The organism is Pyrococcus kukulkanii (genome assembly GCF_041647995.1).
Lineage (GTDB): Archaea > Methanobacteriota_B > Thermococci > Thermococcales > Thermococcaceae > Pyrococcus.
In genome coordinates, this window is record NZ_JARRIB010000006.1 from 41,218 (window position 1) to 65,255 (window position 24,038).

The 24,038-nt window shown below is 47.5% G+C and carries 21 protein-coding genes, 1 tRNA gene and 1 pseudogene; 7 read left to right on the plus strand and 16 right to left on the minus strand.

Annotation, left to right across the window (positions count from 1 at the left end; translation table 11 throughout):
• Positions 1 to 3: 3 nt before the first annotated feature.
• Complete coding sequence (gene proS / locus P8X24_RS11210; protein ID WP_372916281.1) at positions 4 to 1,452, minus strand: proline--tRNA ligase; 1,449 nt, start codon at positions 1,450 to 1,452, stop codon at positions 4 to 6.
• 91 nt (positions 1,453 to 1,543) lie between these two features.
• Between proS and P8X24_RS11215 the strand changes: the two genes are divergently transcribed.
• A complete protein-coding gene (locus tag P8X24_RS11215; RefSeq protein WP_372916283.1) occupies positions 1,544 to 2,836 on the plus strand; it encodes a lipopolysaccharide biosynthesis protein in 1,293 nt (430 codons plus the stop codon).
• Here the strand turns inward: P8X24_RS11215 and P8X24_RS11220 are convergent.
• The 4 genes from P8X24_RS11220 to P8X24_RS11235 all read right to left on the minus strand — a co-directional run bounded on the left by P8X24_RS11220 (position 2,805) and on the right by P8X24_RS11235 (position 7,283).
• A complete protein-coding gene (locus tag P8X24_RS11220) occupies positions 2,805 to 3,563 on the minus strand; it encodes a metallophosphoesterase family protein (RefSeq protein WP_372916285.1) in 759 nt (252 codons plus the stop codon). The two genes, P8X24_RS11215 and P8X24_RS11220, sit on opposite strands and share 32 nt — an antisense overlap.
• A gap of 55 nt (positions 3,564 to 3,618) precedes the next feature.
• A complete protein-coding gene (locus P8X24_RS11225; protein ID WP_372916287.1) occupies positions 3,619 to 6,240 on the minus strand; it encodes a DEAD/DEAH box helicase in 2,622 nt (873 codons plus the stop codon).
• Positions 6,237 to 7,160: an MBL fold metallo-hydrolase gene (locus tag P8X24_RS11230; protein ID WP_372916289.1), complete on the minus strand. Its 924-nt coding sequence runs from the start codon at positions 7,158 to 7,160 to the stop codon at positions 6,237 to 6,239. Before P8X24_RS11230 ends, P8X24_RS11225 begins: the two co-directional genes overlap by 4 nt.
• A gap of 45 nt (positions 7,161 to 7,205) precedes the next feature.
• Positions 7,206 to 7,283 (minus strand) — tRNA-Tyr (locus tag P8X24_RS11235).
• A gap of 91 nt (positions 7,284 to 7,374) precedes the next feature.
• Between P8X24_RS11235 and P8X24_RS11240 the strand changes: the two genes are divergently transcribed.
• Together P8X24_RS11240 and P8X24_RS11245 are read left to right on the plus strand one after the other, a co-directional pair.
• Positions 7,375 to 7,830: an HIT family protein gene (locus P8X24_RS11240; RefSeq protein ID WP_372916291.1), complete on the plus strand. Its 456-nt coding sequence runs from the start codon at positions 7,375 to 7,377 to the stop codon at positions 7,828 to 7,830.
• Positions 7,817 to 8,788, plus strand: coding sequence for an AI-2E family transporter (locus P8X24_RS11245; RefSeq protein WP_372916293.1), 972 nt, complete (start codon positions 7,817 to 7,819; stop codon positions 8,786 to 8,788). Before P8X24_RS11240 ends, P8X24_RS11245 begins: the two co-directional genes overlap by 14 nt.
• Here P8X24_RS11245 and P8X24_RS11250 read toward each other — a convergent pair.
• Positions 8,766 to 9,311, minus strand: a complete 546-nt coding sequence (locus tag P8X24_RS11250) for a nicotinamidase (protein WP_372916332.1) — start codon at positions 9,309 to 9,311, stop codon at positions 8,766 to 8,768. The genes P8X24_RS11245 and P8X24_RS11250 overlap by 23 nt on opposite strands.
• Positions 9,312 to 9,597: 286 nt before the next feature.
• On the opposite strand from P8X24_RS11250, the pseudogene P8X24_RS11255 reads away from it, so the two are divergent.
• Positions 9,598 to 10,561, plus strand: a pseudogene (locus P8X24_RS11255) (homoserine dehydrogenase).
• On the opposite strand, the gene P8X24_RS11260 reads toward P8X24_RS11255, so the two are convergent.
• From P8X24_RS11260 to P8X24_RS11270, 3 genes are read right to left on the minus strand one after another with little or no spacing between them, the layout of a single operon-like run.
• Positions 10,558 to 11,391 carry an NAD(+) kinase gene (locus P8X24_RS11260; RefSeq protein ID WP_372916295.1) on the minus strand — a complete coding sequence of 278 codons (834 nt, stop codon included), beginning with the start codon at positions 11,389 to 11,391 and terminating at the stop codon, positions 10,558 to 10,560. The pseudogene P8X24_RS11255 and the gene P8X24_RS11260 sit on opposite strands and share 4 nt — an antisense overlap.
• Before the next feature lie 47 nt (positions 11,392 to 11,438).
• The gene (locus P8X24_RS11265; RefSeq protein WP_372816544.1) at positions 11,439 to 12,059 is read right to left on the minus strand and encodes a DUF3267 domain-containing protein; all 621 of its coding nucleotides are present in this window, start codon (positions 12,057 to 12,059) and stop codon (positions 11,439 to 11,441) included.
• Positions 12,059 to 13,087, minus strand: coding sequence for a polyprenyl synthetase family protein (locus P8X24_RS11270; RefSeq protein WP_372916296.1), 1,029 nt, complete (start codon positions 13,085 to 13,087; stop codon positions 12,059 to 12,061). The genes P8X24_RS11265 and P8X24_RS11270 overlap by 1 nt, the downstream gene beginning before the upstream one ends.
• A gap of 274 nt (positions 13,088 to 13,361) precedes the next feature.
• On the opposite strand from P8X24_RS11270, the gene P8X24_RS11275 reads away from it, so the two are divergent.
• Complete coding sequence (locus P8X24_RS11275; protein ID WP_372916298.1) at positions 13,362 to 13,592, plus strand: nucleotidyl transferase AbiEii/AbiGii toxin family protein; 231 nt, start codon at positions 13,362 to 13,364, stop codon at positions 13,590 to 13,592.
• Positions 13,593 to 13,991: 399 nt separating this feature from the next.
• Here the strand turns inward: P8X24_RS11275 and P8X24_RS11280 are convergent, their stop codons facing one another.
• On the minus strand, positions 13,992 to 14,396 hold the full coding sequence (locus P8X24_RS11280) for a type II toxin-antitoxin system VapC family toxin (RefSeq protein WP_372916334.1): 405 nt from the start codon (positions 14,394 to 14,396) through the stop codon (positions 13,992 to 13,994).
• Positions 14,397 to 14,404: 8 nt separating this feature from the next.
• Entirely contained in the window at positions 14,405 to 14,629 is a 225-nt protein-coding gene (locus tag P8X24_RS11285) for an AbrB/MazE/SpoVT family DNA-binding domain-containing protein (RefSeq protein WP_372916299.1), read from the minus strand.
• A 786-nt stretch (positions 14,630 to 15,415) separates the two neighbouring features.
• Here P8X24_RS11285 and P8X24_RS11290 point away from each other — a divergent pair.
• Positions 15,416 to 15,592, plus strand: a complete 177-nt coding sequence (locus P8X24_RS11290) for a hypothetical protein (protein ID WP_372916301.1) — start codon at positions 15,416 to 15,418, stop codon at positions 15,590 to 15,592.
• 425 nt (positions 15,593 to 16,017) lie between these two features.
• Here P8X24_RS11290 and P8X24_RS11295 read toward each other — a convergent pair whose 3' ends face one another.
• The 3 genes from P8X24_RS11295 to P8X24_RS11305 all read right to left on the minus strand — a co-directional run bounded on the left by P8X24_RS11295 (position 16,018) and on the right by P8X24_RS11305 (position 20,339).
• Positions 16,018 to 17,340 carry an RNase J family beta-CASP ribonuclease gene (locus P8X24_RS11295; RefSeq protein WP_372916302.1) on the minus strand — a complete coding sequence of 441 codons (1,323 nt, stop codon included), beginning with the start codon at positions 17,338 to 17,340 and terminating at the stop codon, positions 16,018 to 16,020.
• Positions 17,341 to 17,584: 244 nt separating this feature from the next.
• A complete protein-coding gene (locus P8X24_RS11300) occupies positions 17,585 to 18,907 on the minus strand; it encodes a TldD/PmbA family protein (RefSeq protein ID WP_372916304.1) in 1,323 nt (440 codons plus the stop codon).
• A gap of 10 nt (positions 18,908 to 18,917) precedes the next feature.
• Positions 18,918 to 20,339: a TldD/PmbA family protein gene (locus P8X24_RS11305; protein WP_372916306.1), complete on the minus strand. Its 1,422-nt coding sequence runs from the start codon at positions 20,337 to 20,339 to the stop codon at positions 18,918 to 18,920.
• A gap of 126 nt (positions 20,340 to 20,465) precedes the next feature.
• Between P8X24_RS11305 and P8X24_RS11310 the strand changes: the two genes are divergently transcribed.
• Positions 20,466 to 21,596, plus strand: a complete 1,131-nt coding sequence (locus P8X24_RS11310) for an MFS transporter (RefSeq protein WP_372916308.1) — start codon at positions 20,466 to 20,468, stop codon at positions 21,594 to 21,596.
• Here P8X24_RS11310 and P8X24_RS11315 read toward each other — a convergent pair.
• On the minus strand, positions 21,552 to 22,778 hold the full coding sequence (locus P8X24_RS11315; RefSeq protein WP_372916310.1) for an MFS transporter: 1,227 nt from the start codon (positions 22,776 to 22,778) through the stop codon (positions 21,552 to 21,554). The genes P8X24_RS11310 and P8X24_RS11315 overlap by 45 nt on opposite strands.
• Entirely contained in the window at positions 22,775 to 23,998 is a 1,224-nt protein-coding gene (locus P8X24_RS11320; protein ID WP_372916336.1) for an MFS transporter, read from the minus strand. The genes P8X24_RS11315 and P8X24_RS11320 overlap by 4 nt, the downstream gene beginning before the upstream one ends.
• Positions 23,999 to 24,038: the final 40 nt, after the last annotated feature.

The following is a 24,038-nucleotide window of genomic DNA, read 5'->3' on the forward strand; positions in this document are numbered from 1 at the left end:
CCCTCAGTACGTTCTTGCGAACCTTGCTATAAACTTAGCCTCCCTACCACATACTGGACACTTCTTACCCTCTGGGGCCTCGGGATTTGGATAGGGAGTTCCAAGCATCTTCGCCTCAAGCTCCTCCTCCATCTTAAGCCCACACTCCTCGTTGCCACACCACGGGATCTCGACTACTCCCCTCCTGTCCTCGAAGGCTTTCTTTGCTTCCTCCAGCGTGTCGACCCTCTTTATGTGACTTTCGAGCCACTCCCTCGATCTCTTAGCTAAATAGTTCATTATATCGTCGAAGAGCTCCCTCACCCTGTCAACGAGCTCTTCCCTACTTACCGTAATCTTCTCGAGCTTATCCCTCCTAGCGATGACTACCGTTCTGTTGTCGGCATCCCTCGGCCCGACCTCTATCCTCACGGGAACCCCCTTAAGCTCCCAGTCGTAGAACTTCCATCCGGGCCTCTTGTCCCTCATGTCGAGGTGAACCCTTATTCCAGCCGTCCTCAGCTCCTCCTCGATCTCCCTAGCGTAGGAATAAACTTTCTCCTCCTCGCCCTTCTTGGGAATCGGGACTATAACGACCTGAATCGGGGCTATCGTTGGAGGCAAAACCATCCCCCTGTCGTCTCCGTGTATGGCTATGACGGCAGCGAGGAGCCTCTCGCTCATTCCGAACGTCGTCTGATGAACGTAAGCGTGGGTTCCATCCTCTTTCTCGTAGATTATGTTGTAGGCCCTTGCGAAGTTGTCCTTGTAGTGGTGCATGGTTCCTATCTGGAGGGTTCTTCCGTCAGGCATTACCACCTCCGCTCCCAGGGAGTAGTAGGCCCCAGGGAACTTGTCCCACTCGGGCCTCTTCGAGATTATGTAAGCTAGGGCAAGCTTCTTCATGAGGTTGTCAAATATCTCTAGATCCTCCTTTATTTGCCTCTCCGCATCTTCGAAGTCTACGTGTGCTGTGTGGGCCTCAAAGAACCTGCTTATCTCTCTAACCCTGATTAAGGGCCTCGTGTGCTTGGTCTCGTAGCGGTAGACGTTAACTATCTGGTATATCTTGAAAGGCAAGTCAGCGTGAGACCTAATCCAACCTCCCTTATCCTTGGAGAACATTGGGTAGATGGCGGTCTCGCTCGTGGGCCTAAGAATTAGCTTAACGTCGAGCTCGTCATGACCGGCATGGGTTATCCAGAAGACCTCCCCCTCAAAACCCGCTATATGCTCGGCCTCCTTCTTGAACTCGGTCTCAGGAATTAAAGCCGGGAACAACACTTCTTGATGACCTGTTCTCTCCATCTCCTCGTGGATGAACTTTTCAATGTTCCTCATTATTTTAAGCCCATATGGAAGCCAAACGTTCATCCCCTTAACGGGATACCTCTTGTCAAGAATTCCGGCCTCCTCTATTACATCGTTGAACCACTCGCTGAAGTTCTCGCTCCACCTCTTCCTCTCCACCATAAGACCACCTAAAGTTAGCCGGGTTAAGTAATTTTTAATCTTTCGTTTTGTTTTTGAAAAGCTTTTAATTGACGAAATAAAAGCTACGTGCATGGACAAGAGAAAAGTTATAATAAGGCACTCGCTCGCGAGCATCATAGCCTTGGCGGTCTTTGGGGGAAGCAGATTCCTCTATAATATTGTAGTGGCGAGGAGGTACGGTGTAGAGGTTCTTGGAGAGGTAAACTCAATAATTTCTCAAGCATTCTTGCTTGCAGGGTTCTTAGCTTTCTTCTCTGTAGGGTTGGGAAAGTTTACGGCGGAGTTCCTGGGGAGAGGGGAACGTGAGAGAATTAAGGCGATAACTGGTATTTCTTACATCTTTCCCTTCCTGGGACTTCTATTAGCTCCAATTAATCTTCAACTCGCAGTGTTATCGGTGATGAGGGCCCTTCAGTTGACGTTCCGCTCATTCGTCTACGGTCTTCACAGGGGAGAGGTTTACGCCTATGCCGTTCTCTTGGGCTTCTTGGGGTTCATCGTAGGGTTCCTCGATGGAGTTTTAATGCCCTACTACCTCCTCCTAGGCATGATATCAGCATTCGGATTGGGTTATTCCATGAAGTTCCTGGGGAGGCCCAAGGGGAAAGAGGTTAAGGCACTTGTTAAGTACTCTGGCTGGGCCTTCCTTGGCAGTATCGCGGGGATATTCCTTCTCCAAGCTCCTTACTTCCTCACAGAAAAGCTGGCGGGCTCAAGAATTGCTGGAGCTGTGTCGGCAATGCTCTCAACTTCTTTCTTGCTCTCCTACATGCCCCAGGTAGTCCAATCTGCTATTGTCCCACTGTACGCCTTCGATTATGGTCGAGGTAGAAAGAATGAAATCAAGGTTTTAGCCGAGGAAGCAACGTCCTTGCTTTCTCTGATGACAGCTTTAGTGGTTTTCTTAATGCTTATATTCTCCAACATTTTGGAGAACCTCTTTGGAGTGAATTTCAGCTGGCCATTCCTCCTCTCCCTCCTAGCAGTCGAAGTCTACGTAGTCTTTAATCCCCTAATAAACGTCCTAAGTTCAACGGAGTACATAAAAAGGGCAGCCTTATATTCCCTCACTGGTGCCATTATTTCTCTCTTCCTCTGGCTACTCCTAATTCCAAGGCTCCATGAAGTCGGAACCTTTCTGGGGCTTTTGGCTGGGTACTCAACGATCTTCCTACTCGTTCTAGCTGAGGCAAGAAGAAGATTTGAAGTTAAAATCACCTCTATAAGACCCTTCGTCTTAGCGGTGCCTTTTCAGGTGATATCGATAAAACTCCCAGTCCTGGGGTTGATTTTGTACTTGCTTATGGAGTATAAAGATATAAGGAGAGGGATTAAGCTTTTCCTCCGTGGTACAAAATCCTAACTATCTCATCCGGAAGCTTCTCGTTCTTTATTCTCTCCTCAATTATCTTCTTGTCGTAATCAACTTCGACGAACTTTACCCTGAGAGTTTCAGCATCTATCAGGGCGAAGGTTGCCTTGTGCTCCCTCGCCGGTGGGAAGCCAACGCTTCCGGGGCAGACAACCCTTCCGTACCTCGTCATTGCATCGACCGGATACCTCGGGCTCGCCACTATGAGCATCTCGTACTCCTTGACGGGTCTCATTATTGCCTCGTAATAACTCGTTGGCTGATCCGGGAGTACCTCTCCATCGAACGGGTTTATCGGACTACCGTAAACCCCGAATATTTTGTTATCTCCTACCTTGTCCACGAGGTAAACAGGAAGATCCCTCAGGAACTCCCTTCCCTCATGAGCAAGTTTCTCCCAGGTGTACTTAAGCGAGGCCTTGAGGTGCTTCGGTATCTCAAGCTTATCTATGTAGTCAGGCCCTTCCGCATGGGGATCGCTCATGGCTATAAGCTGGTCGTACTTACCCCTGATTATCTTCACCCTCTCGCTCTTTGCAAGGTCTTTGATTGCATCTATAACCTCCCTGGGATATGGGAACAGGCCAACTATGTTGCCCAAGATGTAGTACTTCTCGATCTCGTATCCTTTCTCCTTCATCTCTTCTATTTTTCCTAGGGCCGCCGTTAGGGCCGGGAGGTTTCCGGCTATGTTAGCGAGAACAGCCACGTACACCATCTTACCACCCCCCAGAACTTTTCTTTACCCAAATTAACTAAAATCTTTGAGGTATTTAAACCTTTTGATTAAGAACCTTCCCCCATATTTTGATCGCCATCCACTTGTCCAGGAATTCGTTAAAGGTTCCGCACTTGGGAGAGTATATACAGGCAGGACATCCATCTTTGCAGGGACACTTGGCTATATGCTCCCTACTCCTCACCATTAGCTTTTCAATGTTCTCGTAGATCGGCCCTATTATTCCAGAACCTCCCTCGTTTCCATCGTAGATGAACACCACTGGAAGCCCGTGATAGTCGTCGTAGCTGTAGCCACCGAGCTCCCTCGAGTCAACGTGCGTTACGACCGGAGATATCTTTATCAGGTTGTGCTCTATCGCGTGGAGGCCCGAGCCTATTCCGTCCTTGCTATCTATCATCTTCTTTACGGCGAAGACGAATTCTGGATCTGCTATCCCAGAATCCTTTGAGTGCTTGGCTATTATGCTCCTTATATAATGGGTAGTTGCACCCAAGAGCGTTGGGAAGAGCATTTTCCTCGATAGCCTGTTGTAGAGGAACATAGCTAATTCGGGATCAACTTCCGAGGCCTTTGCGAAGAACTCCCTGAACTCCTCCCCAGGAATTGACTCTATCTCCTTGGGGAACACGAGCCAGATTCCCTCGGTTTCGAACTCCCTAACGTAGGGAGAATCAAAGGTCACCCTCGCGAACTTCCACCAGTCCTCGAAGTAGGTAACGGAGTACTCGACTTCTCCCCTCAGTATACCTTCCTCCCTCAGCTTCTCGAGCCTCTCTACATGTCTCTCAACGTCCCTCCCCTTGACGGCGTAGCCGGTGTACTCGTGCCTAACCCTAAGCCTCCCCATGAACACCTTAACGGGCCCTACAGACTTCTCCCTGTAGGTTTCAAGGACATCTATGCTTTCAGTCTTGCTTACATTTGTCTCGAGATCTTCCTGCATAGGGATCTCGCGGGCAAAGACGAAGTGGAACTTCTCCCTCCTCAACTTATCAACGGCCATGTAGAGCCTGCCCCTCGAAGGGTAAATCATCCCTGGGAGGAGACTCCTGTGGAACTCGAGCTCGTCAACCTCCTCCACGATCATCTTTCTCTTCTTTAGGTAGTTTATGAACCTGAGAAGTTCCGCTCCACTCCTCCTCATAAGTCCGGCCCTAACCCAGGCCTCGTCCAAGACCAAGAAGAAGCTCTCATCGCTCGTCGTCCTTATCGATGAGTAGTTAGCCGGCTTCCTTATCCTGACCTCATCCTTCCCCGTTATCGGGTTCTTCTGAACCTCAACTGCCCCCTCGCTCCTGAGTTCCTCTAAAGCCCTAAGCCAGTAATCGGGGATTTCTTCAACTCCAATGACGCCGAGCTCGGCAAGAAGATAGTGAAGGTGCTTCTTGGCTATTCTCTGGTTGTTCAGATTTACCGGAATCCTCTCAACGAGCCCCTTCTCTATCCCCTCCACGAGCTCGTCGAAGTGCTCCTTGTAGTAGTAGTCGAGGCCGTTCCTCCTCAGTATTATTGAATTTATCGCTATCCTGTTAGGATCCCTCCCTGCCCTTCCAAACCTCTGAATTAAGGAGAATAAACCATCTGACGGGATTCCATAGTTTATCACGGCATCAAGATCGCCTATATCTATCCCAAGCTCAAGGGCATTAGTGGTTAAGAGAACCTTGAGGTGACCCTCCTTGAAGTCCCTCTCTATCATCCACCTCTCTTCCTTGGTTAAAGTGCCCTTATAGGTGGTTATGCTACTAAATACATCAGAGAAGAGAAACATCCTCATTATCCTCTCAGTTCCCCTCCTTGAGTCAAAGAAGACTAGGGTTTTGATGCCTTCCCTCACCAGCCTTTCAACTATCTGCCTTATTAATTGTTCACCTGTGAATCTTCTAGGCTCGAACATCACTATGTACCTCTTTGGACTCGGACTTCCAGATTTAGTTACCTCCTCGAAATCTACACCAAAGAAGTCCCTAGCGAACTCTCCTGGGTTCCTAAGGGTTGCAGATAAGGCCAGAATTTGGGGGTTTGACCTTAACCGTTTGAGCCTGAAGAACAGCCTTCTGAAGACGAAGGCCACGTTCGTTCCAAAAACTCCCCTGTACACGTGTAGTTCATCAACGACCAAGAGTTTGAGGTTCTTGAGCAACCACCTGTACTCTATCCACCTCGGCAGGATGTTGTGATGGAGCATGTCCGGTGTCGTGAAGATGATGTTGGGCTTCTCTTTTAGTATCTTCCTTCTCTCACCCCACTCTACATCTCCAGTTAGTATTTCAGCTTTCACGGACCTCCCAGATACCTCTTTAAAGATAGCGTTTTCCTGCCTAAACTTCTCCATCTGGTTGTTTATCAAGGCTCGGGTTGGATATATCAGGAGAAAGGTTGAGGAAGGATCCTCGAGAAACTGATCAAAGATAAAGAGCCTGAATATCTCACTTTTCCCGCTCGCGGTTGGGGTTGAAACCACAACATTTTTCCCAGCGTAAAGCTTTTTGAGGGCTTCCACTTGGTGAGAGTAAAGCCTAAACCCTAACCTCCCAACTAACTCATTTACCTCTTTATGCCTGAACTTGAACTCCCCGTACTCACCAAAGCGGGGAGGAATCTCGTGGACGTGGACTATCTCGCTCTCTAAGCCCTTGAACACTTCTATCATTTCAGCTCCTTCAGGAATTTTTGAACGCCCTTAGGCAATTCAACATCTTCTCCCTTTTCAAGCTTATGCAACTCCTTTCTATAGGCCTCAAGGGGAGCGCTTTCCTTCCCCATGAACTCTGCGAAGGTTAGCGGCCTCTTATCGAGCTCTTCGAAGAACTTTTCGTAACTTTTATCCCTAACCACATGGTGGTCTATTATCAGCTCAGCGTTCGTCTCGGCTATTATCCTGTTTATGTTTCTAATTCCTATGTCCCTCACATTGCCCACCCTGTGCGTTAGGTACGTTGGAGGACCTCCCGCGAATATTACATCAGGGTTCTTCTCGATTATCCAATCGATGGCCTTATCGTTTATAAGCTGGGTATCGCTCGCGTGCAGAACTGACTTTCTCCCGTCATCCACTAGAGTCATCAGCACGAATCCGAGCTTTGAGCCTTCCCTTCCATGAGGCACCGGAGGTGAGAATTCTATGGTAAAGTTGCCAAAGTCAAAGGTCCTTGAGTCGGCGAACTCTGTCTTCTTTGCTATCGGATTGACGTTCTTCAGGAACTCGTGGGCCCTTTTCCTTTGACTGTTGTTTATGTTTTCGGTTGGATGCTTTATTAGCAGAATCTTCCCAGTATAGATTTCCTTGGCTTTTTCAACGGATGAGCTCTCGTAGAGACCCTCAAAGAAGGGAGTGTGATGGTCGTAGTGGTAGTGAGAAATCGTCACGACTTCGGCTTTTTTTGCGTACTCCTGAATCTTCTCTCTAGCTAATGCCAAGGCCTTCATCTCGGAATTTGCTGGAGGAAGGGAGTACCTCTTTGGCCCTAGGGCAACCCCAGGATCTATTAGAATTCCAATCTTACCTATCTTGAGGTACAGAGCAAGGCTTCTAACGCCAAGGCTCTCCGATGCTAGAGGAATTATCCTCATACTTTACCCTCCCGCCAGAATAAGACCAGAAGAACAGGATTATGGTGGTCCCGCGGCCCGGATTTGAACCGGGGACCTGCGGATCTACAGTCCGCCGCCACTACCAGGCTAGGCTACCGCGGGACCCTACTGTAAGCCCCAAATTGATCTCACCAAAAGTAGGTTTATAAACTTTTCGCGGAGCGACTTATAAACCTAGCTGAGAACTAGATTTATGCAGTGCCCTTTCTGCACTCCAGAACCAAGGAATCTCCTATACGAGGACGAGCTAATAAGGATACTCGTTGACAGCTATCCCGCGAACAGGGGACACTTGCTGGTAGTTCCAAGAAGGCACGTTACAAGAGTTGAGGATTTGACCTGGGAAGAAAAGCTTGCGATAATGAGGGGAATAGAGAAGGCCATGGATGCCCTAAAGAAAGTCCTCTTACCAGACGGCTTCAACGTGGGAATAAACATTGGAAGGGCCGCAGGTCAAACCGTTGAGCACTTGCACGTTCACGTGATCCCAAGGTACAAGGATGACTGCAACTTTCCAAGGGGAGGTGTCCGGAAGGCCGTGCTTGACATCGAGGACGAAAACTTATCAAACAGGGAGAAGTGGATAAGGAACAGGCTCAGCGAGCAGGAGGTAGAAAGGCTGAGGGTGGCGATTAATGGATCTAAATAAAATAGTGCTTGGCGTTGTGGTTGTAATAATAGTGTACCTTGCAATACTTACGATTGCCCCCTTCTTTTCGGCATTATTCTTTGCGTTTGTAACAGCCTACGCCCTCGAACCACTGCACGATAGACTATCCAAGAAGATCGGAGTTAGAAAGTCTGCTACCGCTATCACCCTGCTAATTCTCATGATGGCACTTGGAACCCTGCTCCTCCTCGTGTACACCCTAACTCCAGTAGTTGATCAGGCTTACGTATACCTCTCGGACATTGAGAGGTTAATAAGAACTGTTCAGCTTCCCATAGGATCAATTGATGAGCTCATAACTCAGGCAATAGAGAAGGGCAAGGAAAACCTTGCAAGCCTCACGTTCTCGATACCAAAGTACCTCCTTCAGACCGTGGTTTATCTGGCCTTCGTATACTTCTTCCTGATAAAGAGGAACGCAATTCGTGAGCTATTGGTGTTTGAAGATGAAAGGCTTAACAGGATAATTAAGCGAGGAGAATTAACACTTCAGGCTCTAATAAGGGCGTGGCTCTTACTTAACATAGCAAAGGGCTTTCTCATGACTCTCGGCTTCATAATCTTCAGAGTTTCAAACCTACCAACCGCAATACTTGCTGGGATACTTACGGTACTCTTCTCCTTTGTCCCCCTGTTTGAGGGCTGGATGATTTGGGTAGCAGGGAGCTTATACCTCCTTATCCATGACCATATAATTTCAGCCTTAGGCCTAGCAGTTTATGGCGCTCTCTTAGTCTCTCCAACACCCGACTTCACGATAAGGCCAAAGTTAGTTGCTAGGGAAGCAAAGTTCGATGAGACAATAGTTTTAATCGGGATGATAGGGGGAACTTGGAGCCTTGGACTTAAAGGGCTTATCATAGGGCCGATAGTCCTAAATGTAGCTATAGAAATGCTGAAAGAATGGAAAAAGATTACAAGCTCTCCAAAATCTTAATTCCTTCCTTCTCCATTTCCTTCAGGGCCTCCTTCTCGCCCTCAGGGGTTATCCCTTTAACGGCATCCTTGAGCAGGTAGACCTCAAAACCATGCTTTAACGCGTCTAAGGCAGTGGCCCTTACGCAGTACTCCGTGGCAACCCCACAGATGTAAACTTTCTTCACACCTTTTTCCCTAAGTATCTCCGCTAAGTTAGTTCCTTCAAATCCCGAGTAAGCTTCCTTCTCGGGATCGGTAGCCTTTGAGATTATTACGGCATCCTCAGGTAAATCAACTACAAACTCAGCTCCTGGGGTGTTCTGAACGCAGTGCTTGGGCCAGGGGCCTCCTCTCTCCTTAAAGCTGATATGATCTTCAGGGTGCCAGTCCCTCGTCGCAACTATAAGTGCCCCCTTCTCTCTGAACCTCTTTATGTACTCGTTCACCTTTGGTATTATCTTGTCTCCCTCGGGCACCGGTAAAGCACCTCCAGGCATGAAGTCCCTCTGCATGTCAACAATTATGAGGGCCTCTTCAGGCATGCTGATCACCATATACAAATAAACTCAGGGAAAAGTTAAGGTTTTGGTTGACGATCTGACCTCCTCTCCTTTGCGGGGGTTCCCACGGGGAACACCCTCCACACGGTCGCCCATGGTTCATTAGGCAGGTGGGCGTCACCGGGCACGGCCAGGATACCCTCTAAAGGAGGAATAAAAATAGAATCTAAAACTTTGCTTTCCTCCCCCCTAAAGGCTTCCAGCCCGCAAAGGAGGTGACCTTTAAACTGGCATCAACTTTTTAATTCCGCTTAAAGACCTTTACCCTATGAGGGAAGTTAAGGTATCTATTTTTGGGTTCGGTACCGTCGGCAGAGCTTTAGTCGAGATGATATCCGAGAAGCCAAGAGTTGCTGGCGTTGAAATAAGGGTAGAGTCAATAACGGACAGGAGCGGAACAGTCTGGGGCGACTTCGACCCTCTCGAGGCTAAGGAGGTCAAGGAGAATACTGGAAGAATAAGCGCCCTCGGAGACTATGATGTTTACTCTTTCAAGCCCCAGGAATTAGTAGAGGAGATTAAGCCTGACATACTCGTCGACGTGAGTAGCTGGGATGGAGCGCTCAGCATGTACGAGGTGGCTCTAAGGGAGGGAGTTAGCGTCGTTACAAGCAACAAAACCCCCAATAGCTGAGCACTATGACAAGCTTAGAGAGCTCGCTGAAGAGTCAAAAGCGGGAATATACTTCGAGTCAACAGTAATGGCTGGAACGCCGATAATAGGCCTACTGAGGGAAAACCTCCTGGGAGAGAATATCGAGGAGATACTGGCCGTTCTCAATGCAAGCACAACCTTCATACTTACAAGAATGGAGAGCGGTAAAAGCTTTGATGAGGCATTTAAAGAGGCAAAGTCCCTAGGAATTCTTGAGGAGGATCCATCAAAGGATATAGATGGAATCGACGCATTTTACAAAGCAAAAATCCTCCACTGGGTCGCCTACGGAGAACCTCCCGAGAAAACCGAGAGGATCGGAATAAGGGAAGTTAAAGATGCCAAGAACGTGAGGCTAGTCGCTAAAGTTTCAAAGGGCAAAATAAGCGTTAAGCCCAGGAAACTCGAAGAAAATAGCCCCTTACTTGTCTCCGGGATATACAATGCGGCAATAATAAGGACGAACAATCTGGGAGAGCTTGTCCTTAAGGGAAAGGGCGGTGGAGGAAGGGTCACTGCTAGTGGGGTATTCACGGACATAGTAAAAGCTGCCTTGAAGTTCCCAAGTCCCCGCTAGTGTCTTTCCTTTATTCTCATTGTGTACTTAGGGTAAATCTCCCTCGTGAACCTCACGAACTTCGTCTTCCTTGGGCTTTTCTTGATGCTTATCTCAACGTCGGGAGGAAGGTACTCGTAGTACTGGCCATCTATGGCCATTACTATCTCCCTGTCTGTTATTAACCTTACATCAACTTTCGAATCCCCAGGGACTACCATTGGAACCGAGGTTTTGGGAAGGGGAAGAAGGGGAACTATGATTATCGTGTCAAGCCTTGGATCAACGAAAGGTCCGCCAGCGGACATGGCATAGCCCGTGGAGCCGGTAGGTGTAGAAACGACCAATCCGTCAGCCCTCACCTCATCCGCAAGTCCCCCATCTATGTAATAGCGAAGATGAATTATTTTCCCAGGAACACCCGTGAGTATTGCAACTTCATTTAGGGCATCTGGAACCTTATTCTCTCCGTTTATGTACGTTCTAAGCTTTATCCTCTCATCAATGTAGTAATCACCTTCAAGTATCCTGTTTATAGCAAAGAAAGTCTCCGAAGGTTCAACTTCTGTTAGAAAGCCAAGAGTGCCCATATTTATGCTCAAAATTGGGATATCCTTCTTGGTCTTGTGCTCTATCCTCAGAATTGTCCCATCCCCACCTATCGCTATTATGAAGTCAACATCAAACTCCTCAAGAGGTATAGCGTCCTCTTCCTTGAAATGGGGGAATTTCTCATAGGTTTCAAAGTCAACCACGACTTCATAACCGCTAACCTTGAGAAAATCATACACCCTGTAAGCGAGCTTCAGGGCCTCTTCCTTGTCCCTCCTAGCAACTATCCCAAACTTCATAGAAATCAAAAGTTTTCCGAGATTTGCATTTTTAACTTTAGTGTCTATCAGTTGGAATAAACTACAACAAACTCCACGTTGCTGAGGAAAATTACCACGAGACCTATTAGTCCAACTTTCAATGCAATTGAAACTATCCTGGGGTAGGGCCTTGGGAAGTCATGGGTTGAAACCATAACCGTCCCTTCGTCCCAGACTAGAGCGTCCTTGGGCATTCCCATTAGGGTCAGTGCAACCATTATATCCCCAACTAAGCCCGCGGTATTAAGCACAAATAGGAAGGCCCAGAAAAATGAAGTGAATAGCTTGGCCAAAATCAGGAAGATGGGGGATAGAAGAGCAGGAGCGAGGCTAACTTTGATATAGTCTCCGGCCTTAACCTTCGTATCCGTTGCTATGTACGGAGCTATATCGATTTTCGTCACCGTCGTTATCCCAAACTTAACATTAGCCCCAAGGAGCTTGAGAGCCAAGGCATGCATACCCTCATGGAGAATAATCATGACAACGATTGGGAAGATAATGTGCCTAAGGAAGTCTAAGGTGGAGTAAATATGAACGCTGACATCACCAACAACAAGCTGAGCTAACTTTGCAGCTACGAAAAAGAGAAGGAGGTACAGGGAAACAATGTCCCATGTGTACTCCTTTAAGCTGAACTTCTCCATCAGTATTCCCTCTCTACTATGAACCTAGCCAATAACTCTAAGTCCTTTCTAGCAGTGCTGTTCGGGAGGGCCTTTAGGGCCTCATTGGCTTTATTAACGAGATCCTTTGCAACTCTCGAGGCGTACTCTATGCTTCCGTACTCCTTCAATAGCTCTATAGCCTCCATAACTTCAGCCTTTATATCATCTTCAATTATACCTTTACCTTTCACATCGCCCGCGTACCTTCCGAACACCCTCATGAACTTCTCCTTGGCCTTTTCATCGGCGTTCTCAAAGAAGTGGGCCACTATGAGAGTTTTCTTGCCCTTCCTTATGTCACTACCCACCGGTTTGCCCAGCTTTTCCTCATCTGCAATTAAATCGAGAACGTCATCCCATATCTGGAAAGCCATACCAACGTTCCTCCCCCAGGTTGACAGGGCTTTGATGTACTCCTCATCGTCCGTGCCAACGATGCCTCCAACGGTAGCTGAAGCATCAAATAATGCCCCTGTCTTCCCGCTGATCATCTTCATGTACTCATCTATCGTGACCGTTTCCCTCTTCTCAAACTCTAGATCCATGGCCTGGCCTTCGCAGAGCTCATTTGAAGCTTTAACTATCGTCTCCAGAATCCTAGCCTTCTTCTCCGAGCTTACCTCGGCCCTTGACACTGCTTCAAAGGCCTTGCTGAAGAGTAGGTCTCCGGCGAGAATCGCCATGTTTATTCCCCAAAGCTTGTGCACTGTAGGCTTACCCCTCCTCGTCTCGTCCATATCCATTATGTCATCATGAACGAGGGAGTAGTTGTGGATTAGCTCTATGGCAACCGCCGGATAAACCGCACTTAAAGGGTTTCCTCCAACGGCCTCGGTTGCCGTTAAAACTACAAAGGGCCTGACCCTCTTGCCACCTGCCAATGGGTAGTGTCTCGCCGCATCATAGAGGACTCTTGGCTCCTTTTCGGGGATGAGCTCGAAGAGCTTCTCGTCAACAAGTTTAGCTTTTGCCTTAATTCTTGCAAAGAGTTCGTCATATTCTCCCATTGCTGTTCCCTCCGAGGATGATAAGTAGCCAAGGATGAGAGGGATGAAGTCTTTATGAGTTTTACTTGAGATATGCTGTGCGTTACCTTAATCTTCTAACTTTTTAGAGTAGTATTAATTATAAATTTCAACAGAAAGAAAATTTTCGGTGAGGACTTAGGAAGGAATTAGTTTCGAGACTACTGCTTGAAAAACTCCTGAACCCCAGTCACGACGCATTTCCCAGAGTTAAAGAGGAGAGAGTAACAACCCCTGGCTCACTCTTGAAATCAAGGTGATTGCGAGGAAAAAGGGAGTCCCCGAGAGCACTGTGGAGAGGGACTATGCTCAGGACTGGCTTTTGTTTGGACTCTCAAAGACGTGTCTGAAGATGGCATTGAAGGGAGGAACCGGAATAAGGAAGGCCTATATCGAGGGCTACAGGTTTTCCGATGATTTGGACTTCACGCTCTTGGGAGAACATGCATGGAAAAACGGTACAAGAGGAATTAGTGAAGGATACTAGGATTGCCAAAAAAGAAAGCGGTATCAGTTTTAAAGAGGGAATCGACTTTAAAGAGGCACCAAATGAAGTGCCTAGATTACCGTAACCATTGTTTCTCTGGCTATTTCAAGACTCTTCCCAAAGCGGACGAATTTCCTTATGTAAGCCCCCAAAAGACCCTCCATCGGCATGCCATTGGTCATCCTGGGAAGTCACTGATTTTCAGATACTCCCCAAAGAGCTTCAGCGTTTTTATCTGTAGAGCTCTGGCCGTTTCAGATCTACGACCTTAGCATATTCCCTCAAAAAACAGTGGCATGACTTTAAGCGTCCTTCCTTTTCCCTCCCTGGAAACTGTTCCATGTCCTGCTTCACCCCCAGAGAACTTGAGCCCGTGATCGTGACGACGTCGTTCTCCAGTCAATGGGTGGTTTGACTCCTGAATTTCACTACTTCCACGTCCAGTCCTTCGAAGTGCTTGTCATCCGTTACGACCTTAGCATCAACGGAATAAGCGCTCGCCGCTATCAAGGCATCAACAATTGGAATCGCCTTCACCTTATACTTCCCTGCCTTTAATGCCACCTCCTCATCTATTGGAACTACCTTCAAGTTTGAAAATCTTACCTGCTCCACTCTCTTCCTATCGACTTCCTCTCCAGCCCTTCTCAAGTAAAGGTAGTAAATCTCTGTCAGCGTGATGGAGCTTATGAATCCTTCCGCCTTACCCTCGTCAACTTCTTTTAAGAGTTTCTCTACGAACTCCGCCCCTTTCTCATTGTTGAAGAATGCAATCAGCGCTTTAGTGTCGAAGAGGTACTTCATGGTCTCCACTAGAATTCTTTGTCCCATTCTTCTCTTATCTTTTCAATTTCTTCTGACGCTCCTTCTATCTTGTCCACGCCTCTCAGCCTAGACAGCTTAACAACTGGCCTTAAGATTATTGCATCACCCTCCCTTTCAATTAGCAGTTTGTCCCCTTTTGATAGTTTTAGTTCTTTCCTGATTTTTGCTGGGATTACGATCTGACCTTTTGAGGATAGTTTTACAACCTCCATTTTTACCACATTGTTTTACTTTTCCCTGTAGCTCCTACCAGAGGATGGCGTTCTAAAGTGGCAACTCAACATCAAACCGCCAACATAGTGGAGGATTTTCCTCAGGGACAAAAGCCATCGAAGTTAGTAGGGGTTATTAAAGTTAAAGTCGGACTTTGAAAGAAAGAGGTAGAACGGAGAGGAAAAGGACGTAAAGAGGATGATAGGGCTATTCTACATAAGTTTTTTGTGTAGTTCCTCTAGAGCTTGCATCTTTAGGTAAGTTTGCCTAGTCTGACATTCTCTCTGCCCTGAATGACAGGGCTTGAAAATGTTCGTAGCACTTCATTATGGACGCAAACTTCTCCAAGCTACAGAGAGAAGTGTCCCCACCAGATGATCCAGTCAGGCAATAATTAGATTTAGACGGAACGGCATTCGGCGAGCTCCTGAAATTCGCAGAAAACAAAAAGGAAATGTTGGGCAGACAATCATAGAGTTCAACAAAGAAGAACTGCAGTTCTCCTACACAGTTCTGCTCACCTTTTTCTTTTGAAAGCCTCGCCCTCATGGTTTCATTGGAGAGCTTTCGGGGGGTGACTCCTCACATCTTCAAAGTCCCTATTTACGAAATGTATAGGGGGTCCAAAGCTTGAGAAACTAATCGCTTTTTTGCTAGCCTCTAATGTTCGTATTCTTGCTCTTTCAGCTACTGTCCGCCCTATTGAGAGTCTAGCTAACTGGCTTAATTGCGATTACGTTGTTGGTAAGGCTCCTCCTCGGCAAGTTAAGGTGAATAGGGTTTTTATGAATGTTCGGAAGAGGGAAGAGCTTCTTGAGATTCTCGCTAAGAATAGGGATTTGTATTCTCCAGCTATAGTCTTCTGCCCAACGAAGTCCCAGAGTAAGATTCTTGCCCAGAAAATGGTTAAGATCTTAAAGAAGTGGCCTGGAGGGGGTATCAGTGAGGGATATCAAGGTTGAGCTGATCCTCATATATGGTAGAGTAGATATGTAAAGAGTAATCCTCAATGTCCTTTGAAGCTGGTATGGCTACGGTTTAACAACTTTGAGGGGGTTGAGTGGATTGAGGAGAGTTTGAGGAGAATGATGGTAGAGCTAATGAGGTTAGAGGCTGAGACTCTTCTTATAATGATGAGATTACGGAAGATCTGAAAGAGAGTCTGAAGGCTTATATGGAGATAGGAAGAGATAAAGCCTCTAACAGGTGGAGAGTCGAAGAAGCTCTTAGAAGGAGGATTAGCTTTCATAGGCTCTAGGTCCCGTATATTATCTTCCTTTAATACAACACCTGGTGTCGAGTAAATTGGAGAAGAGTTCTTGGTTGAGCATAAGGCAAGAATTAGTTAGGGCTCATAAAGCCGAATCCAGCAGAAAAATTAAGATCTCTAGGGAATCTCAACAACATGCCCGTTCCTTGAGATAAACACATCCTTGCTGATCATGTACCCCTCTTCCTCGGCAAGCTCAGCGTAGTGAGTGAGCATCCTAAACTCTCCATGGGCTGGAACTATGTACTCGGGGTTGAGCATCCTGATGAGGTAACGGTGATCCTCCCTGCTTGCATGGCCTGAAACGTGGAGGTTCTTTATCATCCTAACGCCCCTCATCCTTAACTTGGTCTCTAAGGCGTACCTCTGAGCTATGTTTAAGGGATTAGGAATCACTCCAGCTGAGAAAACAACAGTATCCCTCTTTCCTATGTCGTAGAGCTCTCCGTTGGCCATTCTAGTTAGGATTGCCCCAGGTTCTCCTTGATGCCCAGTAACTATGAGAAGATAGTTCTCTCTGGCCTGAGAAACCTCCTTTAGAACCTTGCTGACAGCATTAGGACTTCTGAGAACCCTTGAACCTTTCATCTTTATTAGCCCGAGCTGCTTCGCTATTCCCGTGTACTTTGCCAATGACCTTCCGATGAATATAGCCTGCCTCCCCATCTTGTTCGCTATCTCAATGAGCTCCTGAAGCCTTGCTATATGGCTCGCGAAGGTTGTGGCAATTAGTCCATCGGCTTCCATACCCTCGTACAAGAAAAAGTCCTCGAGAAGCATCTTTGCAACGGCCTCACTGGGAGTTTTAGTTTCCTCCGCAACCCTAGTTGATTCAGGAATTAAAACCTTAACTCCCTCCTTCCCAAGTTCCTTCAGTCTCTTATAGTCGGGCCTCTCTCCGTAGGGATGGTTGTTGTCGAACTTGTAATCGCAAGCGTAAACAACGGCTCCTTCCGGGGTGTGTATTACCACAATCGATGATTGGGGAATTGAGTGGGTTATCTGCACAAATTCTATTGCAAGGTTCTCGCTTACCTGAACTATCTCGCCGTAGTTCGTCTCGTACAGCGGGTTGGTTACCTCAAAATATTCCTCCCCCTTTATCTCGCTTTTTGCGAGCCTTATTGTATATGGAGTTCCATAGATGGGGACGTCGGGATAATGAGGAGCTAGCTTACCAATTGCCCCTATATGGTCGAGGTGTCCGTGGGATAGGGCTATGGCGACAACTTTCTTGTCTCTTATCGGTCTATCGTCTGGAATTGCTCCCAGTTTCCTGAGCTCCTTGGAGCTCATCTTCTGGAATTCAACGTCCTCGTGAATTAAAACCCTGTCAAGCCTTATCCCCATATCAACAATCACGACCTCTCCATCGTATTCTACAGCAGTCATGTTCTTTCCTACTTCCTCGTATCCTCCCAACGTGTATATCTTGATCATTTCCTTCCTCCTCCGTTCTGATGCCCCGAGCCCTTTCGGGCACGGGACGGAGCTGATCTTAATTCACTGGTTTTAGTTTAAAAAGATGTGCATTCACCTAACTACACTACAACTGAAGAAGATATCAATAACAGCTAAGACATTGAGAAACCTGACCCGCTGACCAACTTCCTTAAAATTAGACGGGGAGAAAAGAGTAAAAAGCCCAACTTCAGCGGCGTTTATTAGCCCAAACTAAGGGGAATCACTTAGTGGCCCTGGTTATCCCCACTTCCTTCACGAGGACGTACGGGGTAGTTACTGGCCTTGAAACTTCCCACCAGTGGATGTGATATGAATCCTTCGTTAGGGCCACTACATTCTGAAGAATCCTAAGCATGTTGTCGCTTACCCTTATGTTCCTTATCGGCTTTAATTCGCCGTTCTCCACCAGGAATATTCCATCCCTGGGTATAGTTGAGAAGTCGCCGGTCATGTAGTTCTGGAACCTCGTGTACCAGACGTTCGTTATGTAAATTCCCCTCTTCACTTCCTGGAAGAGCTCATCCTTAGTGTAATCTCCAGGCTCGAGGACTATGTTCCATGCCCTTGGGGTAATTAAACCAGCGTTCGCGGTGGTTTCCCTCTTGTACTTCTTTGCCAAGCTCGTGTTGAATAGGTACGTCTTTAGGACGCCGTTCTCTATGAGGGTAGTCTCCCTAGTTGGGACTCCCTCATCATCGAACTTCCTAGTTGCGTAACCGTTAGGCAAATTACCAACGTCCTTTATCGTTACTATTTCACTTGCAACTTTCTGGTCGAGCTTGTTGGCGAAGTAGCTAAAGCCCGCTTCAACGGCGAAAGCAGAAAACGCCCAGCCCATGTAGCTGAGTAGATTAGCGAAGGCCAATGGGTCAAATATTACGTCAAACCTTCCCTCGGGCCCCTGCTCAGGGTCCCTTGCCAGCTTGGCTATCTCTCCAGCCTTTCTCCCTGCGGACTCTGGATCAAACTTCTTGAGGACCCTGACGGAGTTAGTTCCGTGTCCGCTTTCGAGATCCCCAATGAAAGCCCTAACGCTTATCTCGATTCCAGTTCCCTCATCAGAGGCTTCAACGCCGTTGCTCGTCGTTAGGTAAAGCTTGTTGTGGTCTGTATAGAGAACCCCAGCAACCCTTTTAGCACCTTCCTCAAGTGCTGCATTTATAGCCCTCTCAATGTACTCGCTGGGATCGTCAAGCTCGACTATCGCCTTATCGAATGTCTCGGGGATGTCTTTGTATTTGAAGGGTCCCTCGGCAATCCCGTAGTAGTCCTCCTTCGGCTTCATCTTCTCGAGGTTGGCCTTCAGCGTCTTGAGGGTCTTCTCTATGTTCTCCTCGCTCAAGTCGATGATGCTTGTCCCTGCGATCCTCTTCTCCCACTCAACAAAGAGCTCAACCTTCCTCTCGTGCCAGTGCTTTGCAACGGTGACCTCATTGTTTGCGAACCTAACCTGCCTCCTGTTCATCTCATAGCTTAAAACTACAACATCCCCAAAGCCCAGCTCCTTGGCCTTCTTAAGGATAAGCTCGTTAACATCAAACATTTCCACCACCTCACGGCCTCCTCAGTGGGATATCCCTAAGCCTCGCATGTGCTCCACCCATCCAAACGGGAACGCCTTGCCCTGGTTCTCCCTTCCCACAGGTTCCTGGATAGAACTCCACTTCCTTGCCCACAGCATCAACGCTACTCCATAATCCTCTGGTCGTGATCTCAAGAATCGGCCTCTTCACAGGGTGCTTTATCTCGCCGTTCTCGATGAGGTATGCCTCCCTACCTATGTACCTCTGCTGGTACCTTCTGTCGTCAATGTTCCACTCGTTGAAGGAGACCATGTAGACGCCGAGCTTGATGTCCTCGATGAGTTCCTCGAATGAGTAATCTCCTGGGGCGAGGTAGGTGTTGGCCATTCTCACAATTGGCTCCCTGTTGTAGTTTATTGCTCTAGCTGCGGCGTTTGAATTAAGGCCGAGCTTGTAGGCGTACTCCCTGTTCATGAGAAACTCGGTAATGACCCCGTTCCTTATGAGGTACCTTGGGCGAGCTTTCACTCCTTCGTCATCGTAGAGGTAGAAGCCCCAGCTGTTTGGAATCGTTGGATCATCTATTACAGTAACAACTTCGCTCCCGATTCTCTCCCCTAACATATCAGGCTTGACAAAGCTCTCTCCCGCCTGAGCGGCCTCCCTTCCCATTATCCTGTCGAGCTCATAGGGATGTCCCACGCTCTCGTGAACTGCGATTCCTGCCACCTCGGGGCTTATAATGAGATCAACTTTACCTTCTGGAGGTCTCTTCCCCTCAACTATGAGCTTTCTCAAAGTTTCAACTTCCCTCTTAGCCCTTTCCCAGGGCTCATCCTTCTCAATTAGCTCAAGTCCTCCGGAGAAAGCTCTCTCGATGAATGGAGCCTGCTCCATCTGACCGTTCTCGAAGACAACCAAGTTGTACATTACGGAAACCCTTGGGATTTTGCTCTTCACGTAGGCCCCCTCGCTGTTGACGAAGACCTTCTTCCAGAGTTGGTCGGAATATGCGAGGTACCTCATCGGAACCTTTATTCCAGTCCCTGTGACTTCTTCCTCAATTTTCTTCAGGAGCTCGAGCTTTTCTTCTGGGGAAACGTCGCGGAAGTCTTTCTTCATCTTGACCTCGTACTTGACCTGGTGGAAGTGTTCTTCGCTGAACTTTATTGGCTCTTTCCTGAGCTTTGAGGCAGATTTTGCCAGCTTTACCGCCCTCTCAACAGCCTCTGCAACGCTCTCCTTGGTTAGAACGTTCGTGCTTGCGAAGCCCATTCCACCGTTAACGAGGACTCTAATTCCTATTCCCCTGTCTGAGAGCAGGCTTAATCCCTCTGGAACACCGTTCTTCATTGCAATTGAAGTCCCCTGCTTCTCCTCAAACCTTGCTTCCGCGTACTCTGCTCCCAGATCCAGAGCCCTCTCCACCGCGAACTCAACTAAGTCATGCATGCTCATCACCTCGATAGTGGTGTATACATCTATGCCCTCGGAAGTATAAAAGTCTTTTCGTTAAGATTTGTATCGAAAGGAGAAGGGTGAAGAAAATTTAATAGGAAGTCACGTGAAAGCTAGACCATGGATTACGTCAGGCGTTTCTACATTTCCAGCCTACTTCACTTAACGTTTTATTCTGGCTTTTACCTTATCTACCTCCAGTCGCTTTCACTATCAAAGTCCCAGATTGGGTTTTTGATAGGGCTCTCGTTGATTCTCGTTGCCATTTTCGAGATTCCAACTGGAATTGTTGCAGACAAGATATCAAAGAAGACCAGCGTTCTCCTGTCAAAGATCCTTCTGATCCCAGGAACGTTACTCCTCTACTTGGCTAACTCATTTTGGCATGTTCTTTTTGCAACTATATTCAACTCCCTCGCAGTAGCATTTCTTACTGGAGCAGAGACTGGTTGGCTCTATGAACTCCTTTCCCGAGATGGGAGGAGAGACGAGTATCCAAAGACTTATGGCAGGCTTAGAGCATTCGAAATGGCAGGTAGCTTCCTGGGTGCTACCCTGGGAGGCTTCATTGCAAGGCTCTTAAGCATGAGGGTAGCAATCCTACTGAGCGTCCCCTTCATCTTAATATCTTTTTTGATAATGCTCACGATCCCATCTGATACCACGAAGAGTAAGCTTCCCTACGGTTATCACCTAATAGAGACTTTTAGATTCCTGAGAAGCTCACGCGTGTTAGCACTCCTCTTCGCATATGCGAGCTTAATAGGGCTATCGCTGGCAAGCTTTACCTCCTTCATGCAACTCTACTTCTATGAATTTATGCCTTCAATACTTGGAGTATCGTGGCTTTCCGGCCTTTACACGCTAATCAACGGAATTTCGTGGTACGTTGACGTTGGTGAAAATCGTAGGAAGGTTTTGTACGTATACTCCCCAATTTTAATTCCGGGTTTAACGTTATTAGCTGGACTAAGCTCTTGGTTCGGCTTTTTGACCTTGGTGTTGGGAAGTTTACTATTTGCCCAAGCATTTAAGGAATGGCAGAGGGCATTCCAAGGAGCAATCCCTGATGATAAGAGGGCAACCTTAGGCTCATTTTACTCATTATTCGCGTCTTTGATCAACGGAATCTATATCTCCATCTTGGGAACAATATTTGGAAAAATTGGAATAAGAGCAGGGCTCGTGGTAGTTTCACTGATGTTCCTAGGGGCTGGGCTCGTGGTTCGTAAGCACATCCCTATGGAATAACCAGTAGTACAGCACAACCACTCCCATTCCTACCCAGAGCAATGCCGAGACCTTCCATGCCCCTAAGTGATCGATCAGCGGACCAACGACAACTAAGCCTATGGGAACCGTTAGATTGGCCAGAACTCCTAAAGCAGAGAAAACCCTCCCCCTGAACTCAGTAGGAACGGCCCTCTGCAGATTGGAGTTTATGGGGACGTTTATCATGGCATTCGACATTCCCATGGCTATGCCCATCCCTATTAGAACGTAAAACACAACGTCCCTGGGGACATTGGAGTAGGGAGAAATTATCCAGATGAATGGAAGCATAAGGGCCCCATTTACCAACATCAGTTTGAATATATGCCTCCCAGTCTTCCTACCAAGGACGGCAGCAATTAGCACGTTTCCAAGTAAAGCACCGAGCATGAAAGAGCTCTCAACGATTCCAAACTGTTGACTTGAGAGCTTCAAGACTTCCCTAAGGGAGTACGGCCATATGATGGCTCCAAATGGATTACCGAAGGCGTTCATAGCCAAGGCAAAAGTAACCAAAACTACGAGATACCTGCTACTCCTTATGAATTTTATTCCCTCCACGAGATCTTTAATAATTTCCGAGAGATTCTCAATCTTTCTGCTTTTCCATTCATATCTTATGAACATCTCAAACAGACCTGAACCAAAGAAACTCACAGCATTGACCAGAATTGCCAGTTTTATCCCTCCAAGCGCGTAGATAAAACCACCCAAGGCCGGGCCAATGAGCCTTGCTATTATTCCAGCGGACATGACTATGGAGTTCGCCCTCTCAAGATCCTCTTGGTCAACCAAATCCGGGTACATCGCGGACGTTCCTGCGGAGAAGAATGAGCTCATTACAGCCAGAACTACTTGAACTGTCAACAGTTCCTTTATCCCCAGGAAGTTGAAGGCGACAACACCAAATAATAGAACTCCTCTCGCCAAGTCCAAGCTCACCATTAAGGCCTTCCTATTGTACCTATCTCCAATGACGCCGGCAATGGGCATTGTCAATAACGAGGGGATTAAGTCGGCCAACACGAAGAGAGTCATGATTTTAGCGCTGTGCGTTATATCTAAAACGTACAGGGGCAAGGCCACTTCTTGAACGGCCCATCCTACTTGGGATATGAACCTGCCAATTGCGAAGAGCCAAAAGTCCCTCCCGAGCCTCATGAGAACCCCTCCCCAATGCTAAGTATCTCGGCCCTGAAATTGGTGTAGTAGTATAGTAGAATTGCAAAGCTTGGTATCGTGAGAATTAAGACCACCGTTGTGACCCCCAGCCTGTCAAGAATCGGCCCAACGATCGCCATGCCAAGTGGAGTTGTGGCCATCATTATCGTTTCAAGTGCGCTGAAGAACCTGGAGCGCACGTTGTCCGGGACGGCTTTCTGAAGCTTCGTGAATAGGGGAACGTTAACGAGCGTGTTGAATAGTCCTATCAAGCAGATCGTCACGAGCAGGGCGGGATAAGCAAGCTCTCCAAGCATAGACCGCGTGATGAATGCCAGGCTCATTAAACAGGCAAGCTGGATGAAAAGCGCCTTAAACATAACACCCTCTGACCTCTCCCCAAGCTTTAATGCTATGAGCATGTTCCCCGCTAAAGCCCCCAGTGTAGCCACCGTCTCAACGCTCCCAAACTGAACCGATGACAGACCGAGCTCTATCCTAGCGAGATATGGGAGTACCACGACAAATACCGGGTTCAGGAGGGTGTTGAGTAGTATTCCAAAGCTAACCAGCACCATTAGGGCCCTCGATTTTGTCATGAATCTAAATCCCTCGACTATCTCGTGCCATACCTCATGGAGACTTGAAATTCCCCGTACTTCCCTGCGGTATTCTATCATCATTTCAAACAAACCCGAACCAAAGAAGCTTATAGCATTAACCAGAATTGCCAGCTTAATTCCTCCAAGGGCATATATTAAGCCACCCACGATTGGGCCTACTATCCTGAGCACTTGGCTCCCGCTGTTCAGTATGGACTTGGCCCTCGCAAGCTGATTCTTTTCAACTAGATCTGGGAACATGCCCACTATTCCCGCCGAGAAAAAAGCCCCTAGAATGCTCATGACTATCTGGACTATCAACAGCTGATGTATCTCAAGGAAGTTGAGGGCTATAACTGCAAAGAGGAGAATCCCTCTAGCTATATCAAGCCCGTACATGAGCTTCTTTCTATCGTACCTATCCCCAATTACTCCTGCTATTGGGTTAACGAGGAGCCTCGGAACTAGTTCTGCCATTATGAAGAGGCTCATCATCGCCCCGCTACCCGTCTTGTCGAGGACGTACAATGGGACGGCGACATCCTGAATTATCCATCCCGCCTGGGAGATCCATCTCCCCACCGCGTACAGCCAGAAGTTCCTTCCGAGGTCTAGCATCTCCACTAACCCTCCCTAATTCTGCAATTAAATAATTATT

Coding starts and splice junctions, on each gene's coding strand:
- proS (WP_372916281.1), bottom strand. CDS start 1,452: ATGGTGGAGAGGAAGAGGTGGAGCGAGAACTTCAGCGAGTGGTTCAAC.
- P8X24_RS11215 (WP_372916283.1), top strand. CDS start 1,544: ATGGACAAGAGAAAAGTTATAATAAGGCACTCGCTCGCGAGCATCATA.
- P8X24_RS11220 (WP_372916285.1), bottom strand. CDS start 3,563: ATGGTGTACGTGGCTGTTCTCGCTAACATAGCCGGAAACCTCCCGGCC.
- P8X24_RS11225 (WP_372916287.1), bottom strand. CDS start 6,240: ATGATAGAAGTGTTCAAGGGCTTAGAGAGCGAGATAGTCCACGTCCAC.
- P8X24_RS11230 (WP_372916289.1), bottom strand. CDS start 7,160: ATGAGGATAATTCCTCTAGCATCGGAGAGCCTTGGCGTTAGAAGCCTT.
- P8X24_RS11240 (WP_372916291.1), top strand. CDS start 7,375: ATGCAGTGCCCTTTCTGCACTCCAGAACCAAGGAATCTCCTATACGAG.
- P8X24_RS11245 (WP_372916293.1), top strand. CDS start 7,817: ATGGATCTAAATAAAATAGTGCTTGGCGTTGTGGTTGTAATAATAGTG.
- P8X24_RS11250 (WP_372916332.1), bottom strand. CDS start 9,311: ATGCCTGAAGAGGCCCTCATAATTGTTGACATGCAGAGGGACTTCATG.
- P8X24_RS11260 (WP_372916295.1), bottom strand. CDS start 11,391: ATGAAGTTTGGGATAGTTGCTAGGAGGGACAAGGAAGAGGCCCTGAAG.
- P8X24_RS11265 (WP_372816544.1), bottom strand. CDS start 12,059: ATGGAGAAGTTCAGCTTAAAGGAGTACACATGGGACATTGTTTCCCTG.
- P8X24_RS11270 (WP_372916296.1), bottom strand. CDS start 13,087: ATGGGAGAATATGACGAACTCTTTGCAAGAATTAAGGCAAAAGCTAAA.
- P8X24_RS11280 (WP_372916334.1), bottom strand. CDS start 14,396: ATGAAGTACCTCTTCGACACTAAAGCGCTGATTGCATTCTTCAACAAT.
- P8X24_RS11285 (WP_372916299.1), bottom strand. CDS start 14,629: ATGGAGGTTGTAAAACTATCCTCAAAAGGTCAGATCGTAATCCCAGCA.
- P8X24_RS11290 (WP_372916301.1), top strand. CDS start 15,416: ATGAATGTTCGGAAGAGGGAAGAGCTTCTTGAGATTCTCGCTAAGAAT.
- P8X24_RS11295 (WP_372916302.1), bottom strand. CDS start 17,340: ATGATCAAGATATACACGTTGGGAGGATACGAGGAAGTAGGAAAGAAC.
- P8X24_RS11300 (WP_372916304.1), bottom strand. CDS start 18,907: ATGTTTGATGTTAACGAGCTTATCCTTAAGAAGGCCAAGGAGCTGGGC.
- P8X24_RS11305 (WP_372916306.1), bottom strand. CDS start 20,339: ATGCATGACTTAGTTGAGTTCGCGGTGGAGAGGGCTCTGGATCTGGGA.
- P8X24_RS11310 (WP_372916308.1), top strand. CDS start 20,466: ATGGATTACGTCAGGCGTTTCTACATTTCCAGCCTACTTCACTTAACG.
- P8X24_RS11315 (WP_372916310.1), bottom strand. CDS start 22,778: ATGAGGCTCGGGAGGGACTTTTGGCTCTTCGCAATTGGCAGGTTCATA.
- P8X24_RS11320 (WP_372916336.1), bottom strand. CDS start 23,998: ATGCTAGACCTCGGAAGGAACTTCTGGCTGTACGCGGTGGGGAGATGG.